Origin of the sequence: Pseudomonas sp. RIT411, assembly GCF_003057735.2 — a bacterium.
In the GTDB taxonomy this organism is placed as follows: domain Bacteria; phylum Pseudomonadota; class Gammaproteobacteria; order Pseudomonadales; family Pseudomonadaceae; genus Chryseomonas; species Chryseomonas oryzihabitans.
This window is the reverse complement of record NZ_QBIZ02000010.1, coordinates 19,939-36,409: the sequence shown is the minus strand read 5'-3', so window position 1 is coordinate 36,409 and position 16,471 is coordinate 19,939. Positions and strand designations below refer to the sequence as shown.

Sequence of the window (16,471 nt, the reverse complement as noted above, 5' to 3'; positions counted from 1 at the left end):
CGCCACGGCGGGGTTTTTTATTGCTTCGGGCCTTATTTGGCGAAGACGTCATCCACCGACTTCAGCGGATAGTTCGCCGGATAGGGCAGCGTGGCCACGCCGGTCTCGATGGCGGCCTTGGCCACGGCATCGGATACCAGGGTGATCAGGCGCGCATCCATCGGCTTGGGAATGATGTACTCGCGGCCGAAGCTCAGGCTGTCGACCTTGTAGGCTTCGCAGACTTCCTTGGGCACCGGCAGCTTGGCCAGGTCACGCAGGGCCAGGGCGGCGGCGATCTTCATCTCTTCGTTGATGACCCGGGCGCGGACGTCCAGGGCACCGCGGAAGATGAAGGGGAAGCCGAGGACGTTGTTGACCTGGTTCGGGTAGTCGGAACGACCGGTGGCCATGATCACGTCGTCGCGGGTGGCGTGGGCCAGCTCGGGGGTGATTTCCGGATCCGGGTTGGAGCAGGCGAAGACGATGGGGTTGGCCGCCATGCGCTTGAGGCCTTCGGCCGACAGCAAGTTCGGGCCGGACAGACCGACGAAGACGTCGGCGCCCTCGAGAGCATCGTCCAGGGTGCGCTTGCTGGTCTCGGTGGCGAAGGCCGCCTTGTACTGGTTCAGGTCGTTGCGGCCGCTGTGGACCACGCCCTGACGGTCGATCATGTAGATGTTCTCGACCTTGGCGCCCATGCTGGCCAGGAGGCGCATGCAGGAGATGGCGGCGGCACCGGCACCCAGGCAGACGATCTTGGCGTCTTCCAGGCGCTTGCCGGCGATTTCCAGGGCGTTGAGCATGCCGGCGGCGGTGACGATGGCGGTGCCGTGCTGGTCATCGTGGAACACCGGGATGTCGCACTGCTCGATCAGGGCGCGCTCGATCTCGAAGCACTCGGGCGCCTTGATGTCTTCCAGGTTGATGCCACCGAAGGTGATGGAGATGCGCTTGACGGTGTCGATGAAGGCCTGGGGGCTCTCGGCGTCCACCTCGATGTCGAAGACGTCCACACCGGCGAAGCGCTTGAACAGCACACCCTTGCCTTCCATCACCGGCTTGGAGGCCAGCGGGCCGAGGTTGCCCAGGCCGAGGATGGCGGTACCGTCGGAGATCACGGCGACCAGGTTGCCCTTGCCGGTGTAGCGGTAGGCCAGTTCGGGATCGCGACCGATCTCGCGGACCGGTTCGGCGACGCCGGGGCTGTAGGCCAGGGACAGGTCGCGGGCGGTCGCGGTGGGCTTGGTCAGCTCGACGCTGAGTTTGCCGGGGCGCGGCTGGGCGTGGTATTCGAGGGCAGCGGTTTTGAGATCAGACATTATTGGTATATCCGCGTGGTGTGGGTCTTGGGTCGGGCGAGAATACGCAAAGACTCAAGGTGCCACAAGCAATCGGCCATATGCCTGAAATCAATCGCAATACGACTTTCGGCTAAAACGATTCAACCTGCAAACCCAGCATGTGCGGATCGCTCAAGGTCATCTGCCAGCGGGCGCGCCCCGCTTCCTGGCGCCGGCTGCGATCGGAAATCCAGCCCCGCGCCTCGAGCTGGCGGCCGATCCATTGATGCAGCGGCACGCCGTCGAAGGCCTCGACGAAGCGCTCGGGGACATTGACCACCAGATCGCCTTCGAACTGCAGCCAGAGGCCGCCGCGATTGCGTTCGACGTCCAGCAGACGCCCCTGCACCACGGCGAAACCGCCTTCCGCGATCCGGGTGGCGGGGGTCGGCTCCTGCTTCCAGACCCCGAGACGCGCCCGGCGCGCCTGGCTTTGCGCGGCGGCCTGACAATCGGCCAGCCGGATATTGGGCGCGATGGCGACGGCATAGCCGAGACCCTCGGCGATCAACCGGGCTTCAAGATTGTCGCCCTCGCGATCATAGAGATGTGCCAGGGTGCGGCCGTAATGGTCGGTCGCCTCGCTACCCGGCACCAGCCGCAGGCGCTCGTCGCTGGCCGCGACCAGTTCCTGCAGGCGCCGGCGCGCCGCCTCGGCATAGGGCTGGGCGGTACCGCCGGACTTGCCCAGCTCGGGCGCATTGACGCCTATCAGCCGGACCGAGCGGCCGTCGACCAGGCGCAGGGTATCGCCATCCACCACCTGCCGGACCATCACCTCCTGGCTACCAGGCAGCAGCGGGCACGCCGCCGCCAGGGCCGCGGGCGCGCCGGTCAGGCCAGAAACGAAAAAGGCGCCCCAGAGGGACGCCTTCTTCAGTGTCGAACCATGCGGAGATGGTCGACGGCAGCGCATTACTTGCTGCTGCCGAACACGCCGAAGCGCTGCTTGAAGCGGTCGATACGGCCGCCAGCGTCCAGGACCTTCTGCTTGCCGGTGTAGAACGGGTGGCATTCGGAGCAGACGTCCAGGTGAATGTTCTTGCTCAGGGTCGAGCGGGTCTTGATGACGTTGCCGCAGCTGCAGGTGGCTTCGATGGCATCGTACTGCGGATGGATATCAGCTTTCATGGGGCTATCCTCGGGGTCTAGCTGTGCCGCCACCCGGCGCCATTGCCGGATACCGCACAGATTTGGGCTGCAAATCATACCAGAGCAGCTAAGAGGTGCAAGCAGCCCCCAAACCGCCCGTCTGCTACCATCGGGCTTTCCTCCTGCGAGCCCTGCCGTGCCCCTGATCCTGCGCCTGGCGCTGCCCTCCCCGCTGCGCCGCCTGTTCGACTATCTGCCGCCCAAGGGAGCGGTCGAGGAGCAGTTGCGCCCGGGCGTGCGGCTGCGGGTGCCCTTTGGCCGCCGCGAGGTGATCGGGGTCCTGATCGAGGTCGCCCAGGAGACCGAGGTGCCGCCGGACAAGCTGCGCAAGGCGCTGCAGTTGCTCGACGAGCGTCCGCCACTGCCGAGCGCGCTGTTCGAACTCTGCCAGTGGTCCGCCCAGTACTATCAGCACAGCCTCGGCGACACCCTGAGCTGGGCACTTCCTGCCCTTTTGCGTCAGGGAGAACCGGCGGAGCGAAGGCTGCAGCGCTTCTGGATCGCCCAACCCGAAGCCCGCCCGGAAGATCCGCGCCTGGCCCGGGCGCCGCGCCAGCGCGAGGCGCTCAAGACCCTGCGCCAGCATCCCCATGGCGTGCTGCACGAATTGCTCGGCCAGCTCGGCCTGGTCAAGGACAGCCTCGACCTCCTGCAGGCCAAGGGCCTGGTCCAGGTGGAGACCCGCTATCACCAGCCGCATCGGCACCAGGGCGCCTGGCTCGCCCAGGCCGAGCTGCCGCTCAACGGCGAGCAGCGCCTGGCCTACGAAGCGGTCCGCGCCGGCAGCGGCTTCCACTGTTATCTGCTGGAAGGGGTGACCGGCAGCGGCAAGACCGAGGTCTATCTGCAGCTGATCCGCGCCACCCTGGAAGCGGGACGTCAGGCCCTGCTGCTGATCCCCGAGATCAACCTGGGGCCCCAGACCCTGGGTCGGTTCGAACAGCGCTTCAATGCGCGCATCGCCCTGCTGCATTCGGCGCTGACCGATCGCGAGCGCATGGACATCTGGCTGGCCGCCCGCGATGGCGAACTGGACATCGTGGTGGGCACCCGCTCGGCGCTGTTCACCCCGCTCAAGCACCCCGGGCTGATCATCGTCGACGAAGAACACGACGCCTCCTATAAACAGCAGGAAGGCCTGAGGTACCACGCCCGCGACCTGGCGGTGGTCCGCGCGCGCTTCGAGAATCTACCGGTGGTGCTGGGTTCGGCCACGCCCTCGCTGGAAAGCCTGCACAACGCCGAGCAGGGGCGTTACGCCCATCTGCGTCTGTCACTCCGCGCCGGTGGCGCCCAGCCGCCGCGCTTCGAGCGCCTGGACGTGCGCAGTCGCCCCCTGGACAGCGGCCTGTCCCAACCGCTGCTCAAGGCCATGGGCGCTACCCTGGAACGCGGCCAGCAGGTGCTGGTGTTCCTCAATCGTCGCGGCTTCGCCCCCACCCTGCTCTGCCACGATTGCGGCTGGCTGGCCCAATGCCCGCGCTGCGACGCCCGCATGACCTATCACCGCGGCTCCGGCGAGTTGCGCTGCCACCATTGCGATCAGCGCCAGACGCCCCCGCGCCACTGCCCCTCCTGCGGCAAGCTCGACCTGCGTCCGGTGGGTGCCGGCACCGAACGCGCCGAGGAACGCCTGCAGCTGCTGTTCCCGGACGTCCCGGTGCTGCGCATCGACCGCGACACCACGGCGCGCAAGGACGCCCTGGGCAAGCTGCTGAGAACCATCCACAGCGGCGCGCCCTGCATCCTGGTCGGCACCCAGATGCTCGCAAAGGGGCACCACTTTCCCAAGGTGACCCTGGTCGCCGTGCTGGACGCCGACAGCGGGCTGTTTTCCGCCGACTTCCGCGCCAGCGAGCGCATGGCCCAGCAGATCGTCCAGGTGGCTGGCCGTGCCGGGCGCGCCGAGGAACCGGGCCAGGTGCTGATCCAGACCCATCTGGCCGATCATCCGCTCATGGTGCAACTGGCCGAGGAAGGCTATCCGGCCTTTGCCCGCCAGGCCCTGCAGGAACGCCGCGCCGCCGGCCTGCCGCCCTTCGCCTATCTGGCGCTGCTGCGAGCCGACGCCCATCGCCAGGATCAGGTGGAGAATTTTCTCGAGGCGGCCTATCACGTCGCCGAGGGCCTGGCGGTCAATCTCGCCCTGCCCCAGGTGGAGTTGCTCGGTCCGGTACCGGCGCCAATGGAAAGACGCGCCGGTCGCCATCGGGCCCAGTTGCTGCTGCAGAGCAGCAGTCGCGCGCCCCTGCACCGGCTGCTGGGCATCTGGGTCGTCCAGCTGGAAAGCCTGCCCGAAGCCCGCCAGGTGCGCTGGTCGCTGGATGTGGATCCCATCGATCTCTTCTAGTGGCATAGGCTTACCATTGGCAAGGCCGGGCTCGCCACGGATAATGCCGGGTTTTCATCGCAGTGCGCGCTCGGCGCACGCCGAAGGCCAAAGACCATGAAAGACAGCATCCGCCAGCTCATCCAGCACGCCCTCGACCGCCTGATCGCCGACGGCACCCTGCCGGCCGACGTGGCCCCGGCCATCCAGGTCGAGAACACCAAGGACAAGAGCCACGGCGATTTCGCCAGCAACGTCGCCCTGCTGCTGGCCAAACCGGCCCGGGCCAAGCCTCGTGACCTGGCCGAGAAGCTGCTGGCCGCCCTGCCCGCCGATCCGGCGGTGAGCAAGGTGGAGATCGCCGGCCCCGGCTTTCTCAACTTCTTCCAGAATCATGCGCAACTGGCCGCGCGGCTGGATGCGGCCTTCGCCGATCCGCACCTGGGCGTGCCCAGCCACGAGCCGCGTCAGCGCGTGGTGGTGGACCTCTCCTCGCCGAACCTGGCCAAGGAGATGCACGTCGGTCACCTGAGATCCACCATCATTGGTGATGCCGTGGCGCGGGTGCTGGAATTCCTCGGCGACGAGGTGATCCGCCAGAACCACGTGGGTGACTGGGGTACCCAGTTCGGCATGCTGCTGGCCTACATGGAAGAGCAGCCCCAGGCCGCCGAAGGCGAGCTGGCCGATCTCGAGGTGTTCTATCGCGCCGCCAAGGGCCGCTTCGACGCCTCGCCGGAATTCGCCGCCCGCGCCCGCGAACTGGTGGTGGCGCTGCAGGCGGGCGATGCCCACTGCCTGCGGCTCTGGGAGCGATTCAATGCCGTCTCCCTGTCCCACTGCCAGGAGGTCTACGATCGCCTCAACGTCAAGCTGACCCCGGCCGACGTCAAGGGCGAGAGCGCCTACAACGACGACCTGGCCCAGGTGGTGGCCGATCTGGACGCCGCCGGTCTGCTCACCGAGAGCGACGGCGCCCGTTGCGTCTTCCTCGACGAATTCAAGAACGCCGAGGGCAATCCGCTGCCGGTGATCGTACAGAAGGCCGGCGGTGGCTATCTCTATTCCACCACCGACCTGGCCGCCATGCGCTATCGCAGCCGCCAGCTGCACGCCGATCGTGCGCTCTACTTCGTCGATCAGCGCCAGGCCCTGCACTTCCAGATGGCCTTCGAGGTGGCGCGCCGCGCCGGTTTCGTCGATGCGGCCATGGACCTCGAGCACATGGGCTTCGGCACCATGAACGGCGCCGACGGCCGTCCGTTCAAGACCCGCGACGGTGGCACCGTCAAGCTGGTCGACCTGCTCGACGAAGCCGAGGAACGCGCCTACCAACTGGTCAAGGAGCGCAATGCCGGTCGCGCCGAGCGTGGCGAAGCGCCCTTCAGCGAGGACGAATTGCGCCACATCGGCCGCGTGGTGGGCATCGCCTCGGTCAAGTACGCCGACCTGTCCAAGCACCGTACCAGCGACTACAGCTTCAACTTCGAACAGATGCTCAGCTTCGAGGGCAACACCGCGCCCTATCTGCTGTATGCCTACACCCGCGTCGCCAGCGTGTTGCGCAAGGCCGAGCAGAACGACCCCGCCGGCAGCATCCGCCTGGACGCGCCCCAGGAGCAGGACCTCGGCGGGCGTCTGGCGCAATTCGGCGAGATCCTCGCCAGCGTTGCCGACAAGGGCACCCCGCACCTGCTGTGCAGCTACCTCTATGACCTGGCCGGCCTGTTCTCCAGCTTCTACGAGAATTGCCCGATCCTGACCGCCGAGGACGCCGTCCTGCGCCAGAGCCGCCTGCGGCTGGCCGCCCTGACCGGGCGCACCCTCAAGCAGGGTCTGGAACTGCTCGGTCTGCACACCCTGGAACGCATGTAAGAGACGGATCACCGCCTGATGGCCACCAAGAAAGCCCCACCCAAGCGCGGCGCCAGTCGCAACACCTCGGCTCCCAAGAAACAGCCCCTGCCCGGCTGGGTCTGGCTCGCGTCGGGTCTGGCCATCGGGGCCTTCGTGGTGTTCCTGATGAAGCTCGAACCGGGCAACAAGGCGGTGCAGCGCGCCAAGCCGGAAGAGGGTCGCCCGGCCGCCGCGGCGGGCAACGGCAAGCCAGCCGCGACCGCCGCTGGCAAGACCGAGGGCACGCCGCCCACGCCGATCAAGCCCAAGTACGATTTCTATACCCTGCTGCCGGAATCCGAGGTGATCGTGCCGCCGGATGCCGTGCCGCGCAATCCGGCCGCCAAGCCGGCCACCCCGGCCAAGCCGGATGCCGCCGCGACCCCGGCGCAACCCGGCCAGGCGGCCACGGCGACACCGGCCACGCCCGCGACCACACCGGGCCAGCCGGCCGCCACGCCGCCCAAGGAAGCCACCACCAAGGCCCAGCCGCCGGTGACGCTGTTCTTCCTCCAGGCCGGGTCCTTCCGCACCCAGGCCGATGCCGACCGGGTCCGCGCCCAGATCATCATGCTTGGCCAGGACGTGCGGGTGGAGTCGGGCAAGGTCAAGGACGACACCTGGTACCGGGTACTGGTCGGTCCCTACAGCGATCGCGACCAGCTGACCCAGGCGCAGAAACAGCTCGCCGGCAGCGGCTTCAAGAATCTGTTGCTGCAACAGCGACGCGGTCACTGATCGGAGCAATCCCTCGCCGCGGCGCTTGAAGGGCGTCGCGGCCATCCCCATATCTCCGCGTAACCGGGGCTGACTGCCCCAAGCAACGCGGAGAGATTCCCTTGACCACCATCGTTTCTGTACGCCGCAACGGCAAGGTCGTGATCGGCGGCGACGGCCAGGTTTCCCTGGGCAATACCGTCATGAAAGGCAACGCCAAGAAAGTCCGGCGGCTGTACCGGGGCGAGGTGCTGGCCGGTTTCGCCGGCGGTACCGCCGACGCCTTTACCCTCTTCGAGCGCTTCGAGGCGCAACTCGAGAAGCACCAGGGCCACCTGGTCCGGGCCGCCGTCGAGCTGGCCAAGGACTGGCGCACCGACCGCGCCCTGCGCCGCCTGGAAGCCATGCTGGCGGTCGCCAACAAGGACGCTTCCCTGATCATCACCGGCAATGGCGACGTGGTGGAGCCCGAAGAAGGCCTGATCGCCATGGGTTCCGGTGGCGCCTATGCCCAGGCCGCCGCCCGCGCCCTGCTCATGCACACCGACCTGGGTGCGCGCGAGATCGCCGAGACCGCCCTGAATATCGCCGGTGACATCTGCGTGTTCACCAACCGCAACCTGACTATCGAGGAGCTGGACGCGCCCCAGGCGTGATCCGGTTTAGAGACTGCCCATGTCCATGACCCCCCGCGAGATCGTCCACGAACTCAATCGCCACATCATCGGCCAGGACGACGCCAAGCGCGCCGTGGCCATCGCCCTGCGCAACCGCTGGCGGCGCATGCAGCTGCCGGTCGAGCTGCGCCCCGAGGTCACGCCCAAAAACATCCTGATGATCGGCCCCACGGGTGTGGGCAAGACCGAAATCGCCCGCCGCCTGGCCAAGCTGGCCAATGCGCCCTTCCTCAAGGTGGAAGCGACCAAGTTCACCGAGGTCGGCTATGTCGGCCGCGACGTCGAGTCCATCATCCGTGACCTCGCCGATGCCGCGGTGAAGATGCTGCGCGAGCAGGAGATGGTGCGTAACCGCCATCGCGCCGAAGACGCCGCCGAAGAGCGCATCCTCGATGCCCTGCTGCCGCCGGCGCGTCCCTCGGTAGGCTTCAGCAACGAACCCCAGCCGGCGTCGACCGATAGCAACACCCGCCAGCTGTTCCGCAAGCGCCTGCGCGAAGGCCAGCTGGACGACAAGGAAATCGACATCGAGGTGGCCGATGCCCCTGCCGGCGTCGAGATCATGACCCCGCCCGGCATGGAGGAGATGACCAGCCAGCTGCAGAATCTCTTCGCCGGCATGCACAAGGGCAAGACCAAGCAGCGCAAGCTCAAGGTCAAGGAAGCGCTCAAGCTGGTGCGTGACGAGGAAGCCGCCCGTCTGGTCAACGAAGAAGAACTCAAGGGCCGCGCCCTGGAAGCCGTCGAACAGCACGGCATCGTCTTCATCGACGAGATCGACAAGGTCGCCAAGCGCGGCAACACCAGCGGTGCCGATGTGTCCCGCGAAGGCGTGCAGCGCGACCTGCTGCCGCTGATCGAGGGCTGCACCGTCAACACCAAGCTGGGCATGGTCAAGACCGACCATATCCTGTTCATCGCCTCGGGCGCCTTCCACCTGTCCAAGCCCAGCGATCTGGTGCCGGAGCTGCAGGGTCGTCTGCCGATCCGCGTCGAGCTCAAGGCGCTGACCCCGCAGGACTTCGAGCGCATCCTCACCGAGCCGCACGCCTCGCTCACCGAGCAGTATCGCGAACTGCTCAAGACCGAGGGGCTGCTGGTGGAATTCGCCGCCGACGGCATCACCCGCATCGCCGAGATCGCCTGGCAGGTCAACGAGAAGACCGAGAACATCGGTGCCCGGCGCCTGCATACCCTGCTGGAACGCCTGCTGGAAGAGGTGTCCTTCAGCGCCGCCGACCTCGCCGGCCAGCAGAATGGCGAGCCCATCGTCATCGACGCGGCCTATGTGAACGGCCACCTGGGCGAACTGGCCCAGGACGAAGACCTGTCGCGCTATATACTGTAACGGTAGGTTTGGTGCATTCGTGATCTCGGCCATCGGCCGCTCCTACAGGAGACATCGAACCCTGTAGGAGCGGCCGCATCGGCGGACCGCCATGGCCGCGATGGCCTCAGGCAAAGACTGCAAAACCGCTCAGAGAACCTCACCATGCGTACTCCCACCGCCATCCAGCTCCACAAGGCTTCGAAGACCCTCAGCGTCAGCTATGGCGCGGAAACCTTCGAGCTGCCCGCCGAATTCCTGCGCGTGCATTCGCCCTCGGCCGAGGTTCAGGGACACGGCAATCCGGTATTGCAGTGGGGCAAGCAGCAGGTCGGCATCAGCGCCGTCGAACCGGCCGGGCGCTATGCCATCAAGCTGACCTTCGACGACGGCCACGACAGCGGCCTGTTCAGCTGGGACTATCTCTATGAACTGGGCAGTCGCCGCGACGCGCTCTGGGCCGACTACCTGGAACAACTGGCCCGCGCCGGCAAGACGCGGGACCCGCATGTCAGCGCGGTCAAGCTGATGCTCTGAGCGGACTCAGGCCGCCAGGGCCTTGTCCAGCTTGCGCTCGATTTCCTTCTCGATCTGGCCACTGAGCATCGAGAACATCATGCCCAGGGTCGCCAGCACCCGCACCCGGTCCTCACCGACCTCGATCCGCCCATCCACGCCGCTGCGCGTGAACTTCAGGGTATCGCCTTCCCAGGCGCAGGCCACCCCATAGTCGCGCGTGAGTTTTTCCGCCAGCTGGTCGGTCTTCTGGCGAACGCTTTCCAGGCCGAGCGAATGGCTGCGTTCGATGGTGATCTGGGACATCGGGGAACTCCGGATAAGGGTCCCTGACTATAGCGAGGGCCCGGCACCTCGCCAATCGCGAGAACCGAGCGGTCAGCCAGGTTTTAGCCAGGCAAGCCGGGCGATCCCCCTGCTAGAATGCCCTCTTGTCCCTGTCCCAGGTGTAGCCCCATGAGCGATCCGCGCAAAGGCCCCGAGGCCGAATCCCAGACCCACTTCGGCTACCAGAGCGTTCCGGAGAGCCAGAAGGCTTACAAGGTCGCGGAAGTCTTCCATTCGGTCGCGGCCAAGTACGATGTGATGAACGACCTGATGTCGGCGGGCATCCACCGGCTGTGGAAGAGATTCACCATCGAACTCTCCGGCGTGCGCCGCGGCAACCGGGTGCTGGACATCGCCGGCGGTACCGGCGACCTGACCAAGCAGTTCGCCCGCCTGGTCGGCCCCACCGGCGAGGTGGTCCTGGCCGACATCAACGATTCCATGCTCAGGGTCGGACGCGACCGCCTGCTCGACGAAGGCGTCGCCAGCAACGTGCGCTTCGTCCAGGCCGATGCCGAGAAGCTGCCCTTCCCCGACAACCACTTCGACTGCATCACCATCGCCTTCGGTCTGCGCAACGTCACCCACAAGGACCAGGCGCTGGCCTCCATGCTGCGCGTGCTCAAGCCCGGCGGCCGGCTGCTGGTGCTGGAATTCTCCAAGCCCACCAATCCGCTGGTGTCCAAGGCCTATGACGCCTACTCCTTCGGCTTCCTGCCGCTGATGGGCAAGCTGGTGGCCGGTGACGCCGACAGCTATCGCTACCTGGCCGAATCCATCCGCATGCACCCCGACCAGCAGACCCTCAAGGCCATGATGGAAGAGACCGGCTTCGCCCGGGTGACCTTCCACAACATGACCGGCGGCGTGGTCGCCCTGCACCGCGGCATCAAGCCCTGATGGCCCTCGTCACCCAGGCGTTGCTGGCCGCGCTGGAGCGTGGCCTGAATCCGCTGCTGGCGCTGGATCCGGTGGCGCTGCCGCGACTGGCCGGCCTGACCGGCCGGGTGATCGCGGTCCAGACCCGGCAACCGGCGTTGCGCCTCTACATCCTGCCCGCGGGTGACGGCCTGCACTTCGCCGCCCATCACGAGGGCGACATCGACTGCACCCTGAGCGCCCCGGCGACGCGCCTGGCCGAGCTGGCCCTGGCCCGCGACAAGCAGCGGGTGCTGCACCAGCCGGACGTCCGCCTGGAAGGCGACAGCACCCTGCTGATCGAGCTGTCCGATATCCTGCAGAAGCTGGAGCTGGACTGGCAGCACGAGGTCAGTCGCTGGCTCGGCCCGCTGCCCGCGGCGCTGCTCGGCGATCTGACCCGGCGTGGCCAGGCCCTTGGCGAACAGAGTCGTGACAGTCTGCAGCTGACGCTGTCCAACTGGCTGAACGAAGAGAGTCGTCAGCTGGTCGGCCGCCTGGAAGGCGAGGCCCGCTTCGCCGAGATCGATGCCCTGCGCCTGGACGTGGATCGTCTCGACGCCCGTCTCGCCCGCCTGGGCGCCGCCCGCAACGCCAGGGATAACCCCGACGAATGAAGCTGTTCGCTGCCCTCAACCGCCTGTTGCGGATCTTCTTCGTGGTGATCCGCTATCGGCTGGACGACATCGTCTACGCCCTGCCGCTGCCCTGGTACCTGCGCGCCACCCGCTATGTGCTGCCCTGGCGCTGGCTGCCGCGGCCGAGCAAGACCCTGCCGCGCGGCGCCCGCCTGCGCCTGGCGCTGGAAGGCCTGGGCCCGGTGTTCGTCAAGTTCGGCCAGATCCTCTCCACCCGTCGCGACCTCATGCCCGAGGATATCGCCGACGAACTGATGTTCCTGCAGGACAAGGTCCCGCCCTTTCCACCGGAAAAGGCCGTGGCGCTCATCGAGTCGCAACTCGGCGTCCCCATCAAGCAGGCCTTCGCCCGTTTCGACCACCAGCCGCTGGCCTCGGCCTCGGTGGCCCAGGTGCATGCCGCCCAGCTGCGTACCGGCGAAGAGGTGGTGGTCAAGGTGGTACGGCCCGGCCTGAAGGGCATCATCAGCCAGGACATCGCCTGGCTGTTCCTGCTTGCGCGCATGGCCGAGCGGCTGTCCGCCGAAGCCCGCCGCCTGCACCCGATGGATGTGGTCAGCGACTACGAGAAGACCATCTACGACGAACTGGACCTCCTGCGCGAAGCCGCCAACTCCAGCCAGCTCAGACGCAATTTCGACGGCTCCGAGCGCCTCTATGTGCCCCAGGTGTACTGGGACTGGTGCCGCGAGCGGGTGCTGGTCATGGAGCGCATCTACGGCATCCCGGTGACCGACCTGGCCGCGCTGCGCGACCAGGGCACCGACTTCAAGCTGCTGGCCGAACGCGGCGTGGAGATCTTCTTCACCCAGGTGTTCCGCGACAGCTTCTTCCATGCCGACATGCACCCGGGCAACATCTTCGTCAGCACCGCCAAGCCGTGGGATCCGCTCTACATCGCCGTGGACTGCGGCATCATCGGCAGCCTGACCCCCGAGGACCAGGACTACCTGGCGCGCAACCTCTGGGCCTTCTTCCAGCGCGACTACCGCAAGGTCGCCCAGCTGCACATCGACTCCGGCTGGGTGCCGGCCAACACCCAGGTCAACGAACTGGAAGCGGCCATCCGCACCGTCTGCGAACCCATCTTCGAGAAGCCGCTCAAGGACATCTCCTTCGGCCAGCTGCTGCTGCGGCTGTTCCAGGTGGCACGCCGCTTCAACATGGAAATCCAGCCGCAGCTGGTGCTGCTGCAGAAGACCCTGCTCAACATCGAAGGCCTGGGCCGCCAGCTCTATCCGGACCTGGACCTCTGGTCCACCGCCAAGCCCTATCTGGAAAAGTGGATGCGCAAGCGGCTGAGTCCGCCCCAGGTCGCCCGCAACATCCAGCAGCAACTGGAGCAGATCCCGCATCTGGCGCAGATGGCCCGCGACACCCTGGAACGCATCACTCAGCCCCACCGCAAGGACCCGCCCAATCCCTGGGGGGATCGCCGCGACGACTGGATCGTGCGCGTCATAGGCGCGGTGCTGCTGGTGGGCGCCGCCCAGCTGGGTCTCGAACCCCAGGCCCATGCCTGGCCGGCCTGGGCCATGCTGGTCGGCGGCCTGGTTCTGGTGATCAGGCGCTGAACTCCTTAAGCTGTAACCTTCCTGTCATTTTTATCGGGCGAAATACACGCCCTCAGCCACTGGTGCCCTGCCGCTGTATTCGAGCCGCGTCTTGTGCGAGGCTGGTACCCTAAATTCGTAGTACTGAACAGACCGATGAGCGACTGGTTAGACGAGATCCACTGGAACAGCGATGGCCTGGTACCGGCCATCGCCCAGGACCCCACCTCGGGGCGCATCCTGATGATGGCCTGGATGAACCGCGAATCCCTGGCCCTGACCGCTGCCGAAGGCCGTGCCGTCTACTGGTCGCGTTCGCGCAACCGGCTGTGGCGCAAGGGCGAGGAATCCGGGCACGTGCAGCGCGTCATCGAGCTGCGCCTGGATTGCGATGCCGACGTGGTGGTGCTGCAGGTGGAACAGCTCGGTGGCATCGCCTGCCATACCGGCCGGGAAAGCTGCTTCTATCGCGTGTTGCGCGAGGGCCAGTGGGAGACCGTCGATCCGGTGGTCAAGGACCCCAGCGCCATCTATGCCGGAGGGCACGGCCATGACTGACACCCTCGCGCGCCTGGCGCAGGTGCTGGAAGAACGCAAGCAGGCCGCCCCGGACTCCTCCTATGTGGCCAGCCTCTACCACAAGGGTCTGAACAAGATCCTGGAAAAGGTCGGCGAAGAAAGCGTCGAGACCATTCTCGCCGCCAAGGACGCCGCCATCAGCCAGCAATACGACGACGTCATCTACGAGACCGCCGACCTCTGGTTCCACAGCCTGATCATGCTCTCGGCCCTGGGCCAGCATCCCCAGGCCGTGCTGGACGAGCTGGATCGTCGTTTCGGCCTCTCCGGGCACGCCGAAAAGGCCGCCCGCACTCAATCCTGACCCCAAGCTTCGCAACGAGGAAAGACCATGGGTATCTTCGACTGGAAACACTGGATCGTCATCCTGCTCGTCGTGGTGATCGTCTTTGGCACCAAACGCCTGAAGCATCTGGGCTCCGACGTGGGCGAAGCCATCAAGGGCTTCCGCAAGGCCATGCACACCGACGAGGACGACAAGGCCGAACAGCCGGCGCCCACCGCCAGCACGGCCAACCCGAATGCGCCCCTGAATCGTCCCCAGACCTTCGATGCCGAGCACCGCAAGGTCGAAGAGCCGGTGGTGCGCAAGGACTAAGGCCCCGCCATGTTCGGAATCAGCTTTCCCGAAATGATGCTGGTGGGGTTCGTCGCCCTGCTGGTGCTGGGCCCGGAACGCCTGCCCGGTGCTGCGCGCACCGCGGGTCTGTGGATCGGTCGCCTGAGGCGCAGCTTCAACAGCATCCGCCAGGAAGTGGAGCGCGAGATCGGCGCTGACGAAATTCGCCAGCAGCTGCGCAACGAGCATATCCTGTCCATGGAACAGCGCGACAACCGGCCCAAGCCTGCCGCTTCCACCCCGGAAGCCCAGACCCCACCGGCCGCCGTTGCTCCGCCCATGCCCCAGGACGTGGTTGCCGAACGCCCGCAGGATCCGCCCCAGACGCCGCCAAGAGCACCATGAGCGACAAGCCTTCCGAACACGATGACCAGGAAATGCCCCTGGTCTCGCACCTCACCGAATTGCGCACCCGCATCCTCCGATGCGTGCTGGCGACCTTTCTGATCTTTCTCGGGCTGTTCTACTTCGCCCAGAAGATCTATGCCTTCGCCTCCGAGCCGATCCGCCGCGTCCTTCCCGAGGGCGCGACCATGATCTCCACGGACGTCACCTCGCCGTTCCTCGCGCCCTTCAAGCTGACGCTGGTGGTGTCGCTGTTCATCGCCATGCCGGTGATCCTGCACCAGGTCTGGGGGTTCGTCGCGCCCGGGCTCTATCGTCACGAGAAGAAGGTCGCCATCCCGCTGCTGATCTCCAGCATCGTGCTGTTCTACGCCGGCATGGCCTTCGCCTACTTCCTGGTGTTCCCGATCATCTTCCACTTCTTCAGCAGCATCACGCCGGAAGGCGCCATGATGATGCCGGATCTGAACGCCTATCTGGATTTCATCCTGACGCTGTTCTTCGCCTTTGGCGTGGCCTTCGAGATCCCGGTGGCCACCGTGCTGCTGATCTGGATCGGCGTGGTCGATGTGGCCTACCTGAAGAAGATCCGCCCCTACGTCATCATCGGCTGTTTCGTGGTCGGCATGATCCTGACCCCGCCGGACGTCTTCTCCCAGACCATGCTCGCCGTACCCATGTGGCTGCTGTTCGAGATCGGCCTGCTGTTCGGCCGCTTCGTGCAGAAGCGCGAGCGCCCGCTGGCCGACGAAGACGCCGCCCCCGAAGCCCAGCCGCCCGCCGAACGTCCGTGAATCTGATCCTGCTCGAAGCGGCCGACTTCACGGCTGCTGACCGGGTCGTGCTGCGCGATCCGCGCCGTCTCGCCCATCTGCGTGAGGTCCACCAGGCGGCCGCTGGCGACCGGATGCGCGTCGGCCTCCTGGATGGTCTGATGGGTTCCGGCCAGATCGAGTCCCTCGACGCCGGCCAGGCCTGCCTGACCGTCACCCTCGACCAACCACCGCCGGCCAAGCTGCCGCTCACCCTGCTGCTGGCCCTGCCCCGTCCCAAGATGCTGCGCCGGGTACTGCAGACGGTGTCCGCCATGGGCGTCGCGCGCCTGGTGCTGCTGAACAGCTACCGGGTGGAAAAGAGCTTCTGGCAGACCCCGTTCCTCGAGCCCGCGGCTATCGAGGAGCAATTGCGCCTGGGGCTGGAGCAGGCCCGGGACACGGTGCTGCCGGAGGTGCTGATCGAAAAGCGATTCAAGCCCTTCGTCGAGGATCGCCTGCCCGCGCTCGCCGCCGGCACCCGCGGCCTGGTCGGTCATCCGGGCAACTACCCGGCCTGCCCTCGCGCCCTCAACGAGCCCGTGACGCTGGCGATCGGTCCCGAGGGTGGCTGGATACCCTATGAGGTCGAAAAGCTGCAGGAAGCGGGTCTGGCGCCCGTACAGCTCGGTGAGCGCATCCTGCGCGTCGAGAACGCCGTACCCGCCCTCCTCGCCCGCCTGTTCTAGCCCGACCACGGACAAGAAAAAGCCCCGGCGTCTCGCGACACCGGGGCTTTTTCAA

Annotated in this window: 19 protein-coding genes; 15 read left to right on the top strand and 4 right to left on the bottom strand. The window is 66.5% G+C overall.

The window, feature by feature from the left end; all coding sequences use genetic code 11:
- Positions 1 to 32: 32 nt before the first annotated feature.
- The 3 genes from DBY63_RS15105 to rpmE form a co-directional block, all read right to left on the bottom strand.
- Complete coding sequence (locus tag DBY63_RS15105) at positions 33 to 1,301, bottom strand: malic enzyme-like NAD(P)-binding protein (RefSeq protein ID WP_027598917.1); 1,269 nt, start codon at positions 1,299 to 1,301, stop codon at positions 33 to 35.
- A 112-nt stretch (positions 1,302 to 1,413) separates the two neighbouring features.
- Positions 1,414 to 2,238, bottom strand: coding sequence for a thermonuclease family protein (locus tag DBY63_RS15100; protein WP_074584070.1), 825 nt, complete (start codon positions 2,236 to 2,238; stop codon positions 1,414 to 1,416).
- Positions 2,238 to 2,453: a 50S ribosomal protein L31 gene (rpmE, locus tag DBY63_RS15095; protein WP_007161618.1), complete on the bottom strand. Its 216-nt coding sequence runs from the start codon at positions 2,451 to 2,453 to the stop codon at positions 2,238 to 2,240. Before rpmE ends, DBY63_RS15100 begins: the two co-directional genes overlap by 1 nt.
- A gap of 157 nt (positions 2,454 to 2,610) precedes the next feature.
- Here rpmE and DBY63_RS15090 point away from each other — a divergent pair, with 157 nt between their 5' ends.
- The 6 genes from DBY63_RS15090 to DBY63_RS15065 all read left to right on the top strand — a co-directional run bounded on the left by DBY63_RS15090 (position 2,611) and on the right by DBY63_RS15065 (position 9,957).
- Positions 2,611 to 4,824 carry a primosomal protein N' gene (locus DBY63_RS15090; RefSeq protein WP_007161617.1) on the top strand — a complete coding sequence of 738 codons (2,214 nt, stop codon included), beginning with the start codon at positions 2,611 to 2,613 and terminating at the stop codon, positions 4,822 to 4,824.
- Between the two features lie 96 nt (positions 4,825 to 4,920).
- Positions 4,921 to 6,678: an arginine--tRNA ligase gene (gene argS / locus DBY63_RS15085; RefSeq protein ID WP_108582363.1), complete on the top strand. Its 1,758-nt coding sequence runs from the start codon at positions 4,921 to 4,923 to the stop codon at positions 6,676 to 6,678.
- Between the two features lie 18 nt (positions 6,679 to 6,696).
- Positions 6,697 to 7,437 carry an SPOR domain-containing protein gene (locus tag DBY63_RS15080; RefSeq protein ID WP_007161615.1) on the top strand — a complete coding sequence of 247 codons (741 nt, stop codon included), beginning with the start codon at positions 6,697 to 6,699 and terminating at the stop codon, positions 7,435 to 7,437.
- A gap of 101 nt (positions 7,438 to 7,538) precedes the next feature.
- Positions 7,539 to 8,072, top strand: a complete 534-nt coding sequence (hslV, locus tag DBY63_RS15075) for an ATP-dependent protease subunit HslV (RefSeq protein WP_007161614.1) — start codon at positions 7,539 to 7,541, stop codon at positions 8,070 to 8,072.
- 19 nt (positions 8,073 to 8,091) lie between these two features.
- Positions 8,092 to 9,441, top strand: a complete 1,350-nt coding sequence (gene hslU / locus DBY63_RS15070) for an ATP-dependent protease ATPase subunit HslU (protein WP_042136625.1) — start codon at positions 8,092 to 8,094, stop codon at positions 9,439 to 9,441.
- Between the two features lie 144 nt (positions 9,442 to 9,585).
- Positions 9,586 to 9,957, top strand: coding sequence for a DUF971 domain-containing protein (locus DBY63_RS15065; protein WP_007161612.1), 372 nt, complete (start codon positions 9,586 to 9,588; stop codon positions 9,955 to 9,957).
- Positions 9,958 to 9,963: 6 nt separating this feature from the next.
- Here the strand turns inward: DBY63_RS15065 and DBY63_RS15060 are convergent, their stop codons facing one another.
- Positions 9,964 to 10,242, bottom strand: a complete 279-nt coding sequence (locus DBY63_RS15060; protein WP_027598922.1) for a polyhydroxyalkanoic acid system family protein — start codon at positions 10,240 to 10,242, stop codon at positions 9,964 to 9,966.
- Positions 10,243 to 10,392: 150 nt separating this feature from the next.
- Here DBY63_RS15060 and ubiE point away from each other — a divergent pair, with 150 nt between their 5' ends.
- The 9 genes from ubiE to DBY63_RS15015 all read left to right on the top strand — a co-directional run bounded on the left by ubiE (position 10,393) and on the right by DBY63_RS15015 (position 16,416).
- Entirely contained in the window at positions 10,393 to 11,163 is a 771-nt protein-coding gene (gene ubiE, locus DBY63_RS15055; RefSeq protein ID WP_007161610.1) for a bifunctional demethylmenaquinone methyltransferase/2-methoxy-6-polyprenyl-1,4-benzoquinol methylase UbiE, read from the top strand.
- The gene (locus DBY63_RS15050; RefSeq protein WP_108582362.1) at positions 11,163 to 11,798 is read left to right on the top strand and encodes an SCP2 sterol-binding domain-containing protein; all 636 of its coding nucleotides are present in this window, start codon (positions 11,163 to 11,165) and stop codon (positions 11,796 to 11,798) included. The genes ubiE and DBY63_RS15050 overlap by 1 nt, the downstream gene beginning before the upstream one ends.
- Positions 11,795 to 13,393, top strand: coding sequence for a ubiquinone biosynthesis regulatory protein kinase UbiB (gene ubiB, locus DBY63_RS15045; protein ID WP_108582361.1), 1,599 nt, complete (start codon positions 11,795 to 11,797; stop codon positions 13,391 to 13,393). The genes DBY63_RS15050 and ubiB overlap by 4 nt, the downstream gene beginning before the upstream one ends.
- A gap of 135 nt (positions 13,394 to 13,528) precedes the next feature.
- Positions 13,529 to 13,930 carry a phosphoribosyl-AMP cyclohydrolase gene (hisI, locus tag DBY63_RS15040; RefSeq protein WP_007161607.1) on the top strand — a complete coding sequence of 134 codons (402 nt, stop codon included), beginning with the start codon at positions 13,529 to 13,531 and terminating at the stop codon, positions 13,928 to 13,930.
- Positions 13,923 to 14,255: a phosphoribosyl-ATP diphosphatase gene (locus DBY63_RS15035; protein WP_007161606.1), complete on the top strand. Its 333-nt coding sequence runs from the start codon at positions 13,923 to 13,925 to the stop codon at positions 14,253 to 14,255. Before hisI ends, DBY63_RS15035 begins: the two co-directional genes overlap by 8 nt.
- Before the next feature lie 27 nt (positions 14,256 to 14,282).
- A complete protein-coding gene (locus tag DBY63_RS15030) occupies positions 14,283 to 14,549 on the top strand; it encodes a twin-arginine translocase TatA/TatE family subunit (RefSeq protein WP_007161605.1) in 267 nt (88 codons plus the stop codon).
- 9 nt (positions 14,550 to 14,558) lie between these two features.
- Complete coding sequence (tatB, locus tag DBY63_RS15025; protein WP_007161604.1) at positions 14,559 to 14,915, top strand: Sec-independent protein translocase protein TatB; 357 nt, start codon at positions 14,559 to 14,561, stop codon at positions 14,913 to 14,915.
- The gene (gene tatC / locus DBY63_RS15020; RefSeq protein WP_007161603.1) at positions 14,912 to 15,709 is read left to right on the top strand and encodes a twin-arginine translocase subunit TatC; all 798 of its coding nucleotides are present in this window, start codon (positions 14,912 to 14,914) and stop codon (positions 15,707 to 15,709) included. Before tatB ends, tatC begins: the two co-directional genes overlap by 4 nt.
- On the top strand, positions 15,706 to 16,416 hold the full coding sequence (locus tag DBY63_RS15015; protein WP_108582360.1) for a 16S rRNA (uracil(1498)-N(3))-methyltransferase: 711 nt from the start codon (positions 15,706 to 15,708) through the stop codon (positions 16,414 to 16,416). Before tatC ends, DBY63_RS15015 begins: the two co-directional genes overlap by 4 nt.
- Positions 16,417 to 16,471: the final 55 nt, after the last annotated feature.

What these genes read in the sequence shown, in the direction of transcription:
- rpmE (WP_007161618.1), bottom strand. Translation starts at nt 2,453, where the DNA reads ATGAAAGCTGATATCCATCCGCAGTACGATGCCATCGAAGCCACCTGC.
- DBY63_RS15100 (WP_074584070.1), bottom strand. Translation starts at nt 2,238, where the DNA reads ATGCGCTGCCGTCGACCATCTCCGCATGGTTCGACACTGAAGAAGGCG.
- hslU (WP_042136625.1), top strand. Translation starts at nt 8,092, where the DNA reads ATGTCCATGACCCCCCGCGAGATCGTCCACGAACTCAATCGCCACATC.
- DBY63_RS15080 (WP_007161615.1), top strand. Translation starts at nt 6,697, where the DNA reads ATGGCCACCAAGAAAGCCCCACCCAAGCGCGGCGCCAGTCGCAACACC.
- DBY63_RS15105 (WP_027598917.1), bottom strand. Translation starts at nt 1,301, where the DNA reads ATGTCTGATCTCAAAACCGCTGCCCTCGAATACCACGCCCAGCCGCGC.
- hisI (WP_007161607.1), top strand. Translation starts at nt 13,529, where the DNA reads ATGAGCGACTGGTTAGACGAGATCCACTGGAACAGCGATGGCCTGGTA.
- argS (WP_108582363.1), top strand. Translation starts at nt 4,921, where the DNA reads ATGAAAGACAGCATCCGCCAGCTCATCCAGCACGCCCTCGACCGCCTG.
- ubiE (WP_007161610.1), top strand. Translation starts at nt 10,393, where the DNA reads ATGAGCGATCCGCGCAAAGGCCCCGAGGCCGAATCCCAGACCCACTTC.
- DBY63_RS15060 (WP_027598922.1), bottom strand. Translation starts at nt 10,242, where the DNA reads ATGTCCCAGATCACCATCGAACGCAGCCATTCGCTCGGCCTGGAAAGC.
- DBY63_RS15030 (WP_007161605.1), top strand. Translation starts at nt 14,283, where the DNA reads ATGGGTATCTTCGACTGGAAACACTGGATCGTCATCCTGCTCGTCGTG.
- tatB (WP_007161604.1), top strand. Translation starts at nt 14,559, where the DNA reads ATGTTCGGAATCAGCTTTCCCGAAATGATGCTGGTGGGGTTCGTCGCC.
- tatC (WP_007161603.1), top strand. Translation starts at nt 14,912, where the DNA reads ATGAGCGACAAGCCTTCCGAACACGATGACCAGGAAATGCCCCTGGTC.
- DBY63_RS15050 (WP_108582362.1), top strand. Translation starts at nt 11,163, where the DNA reads ATGGCCCTCGTCACCCAGGCGTTGCTGGCCGCGCTGGAGCGTGGCCTG.
- ubiB (WP_108582361.1), top strand. Translation starts at nt 11,795, where the DNA reads ATGAAGCTGTTCGCTGCCCTCAACCGCCTGTTGCGGATCTTCTTCGTG.
- DBY63_RS15035 (WP_007161606.1), top strand. Translation starts at nt 13,923, where the DNA reads ATGACTGACACCCTCGCGCGCCTGGCGCAGGTGCTGGAAGAACGCAAG.
- DBY63_RS15065 (WP_007161612.1), top strand. Translation starts at nt 9,586, where the DNA reads ATGCGTACTCCCACCGCCATCCAGCTCCACAAGGCTTCGAAGACCCTC.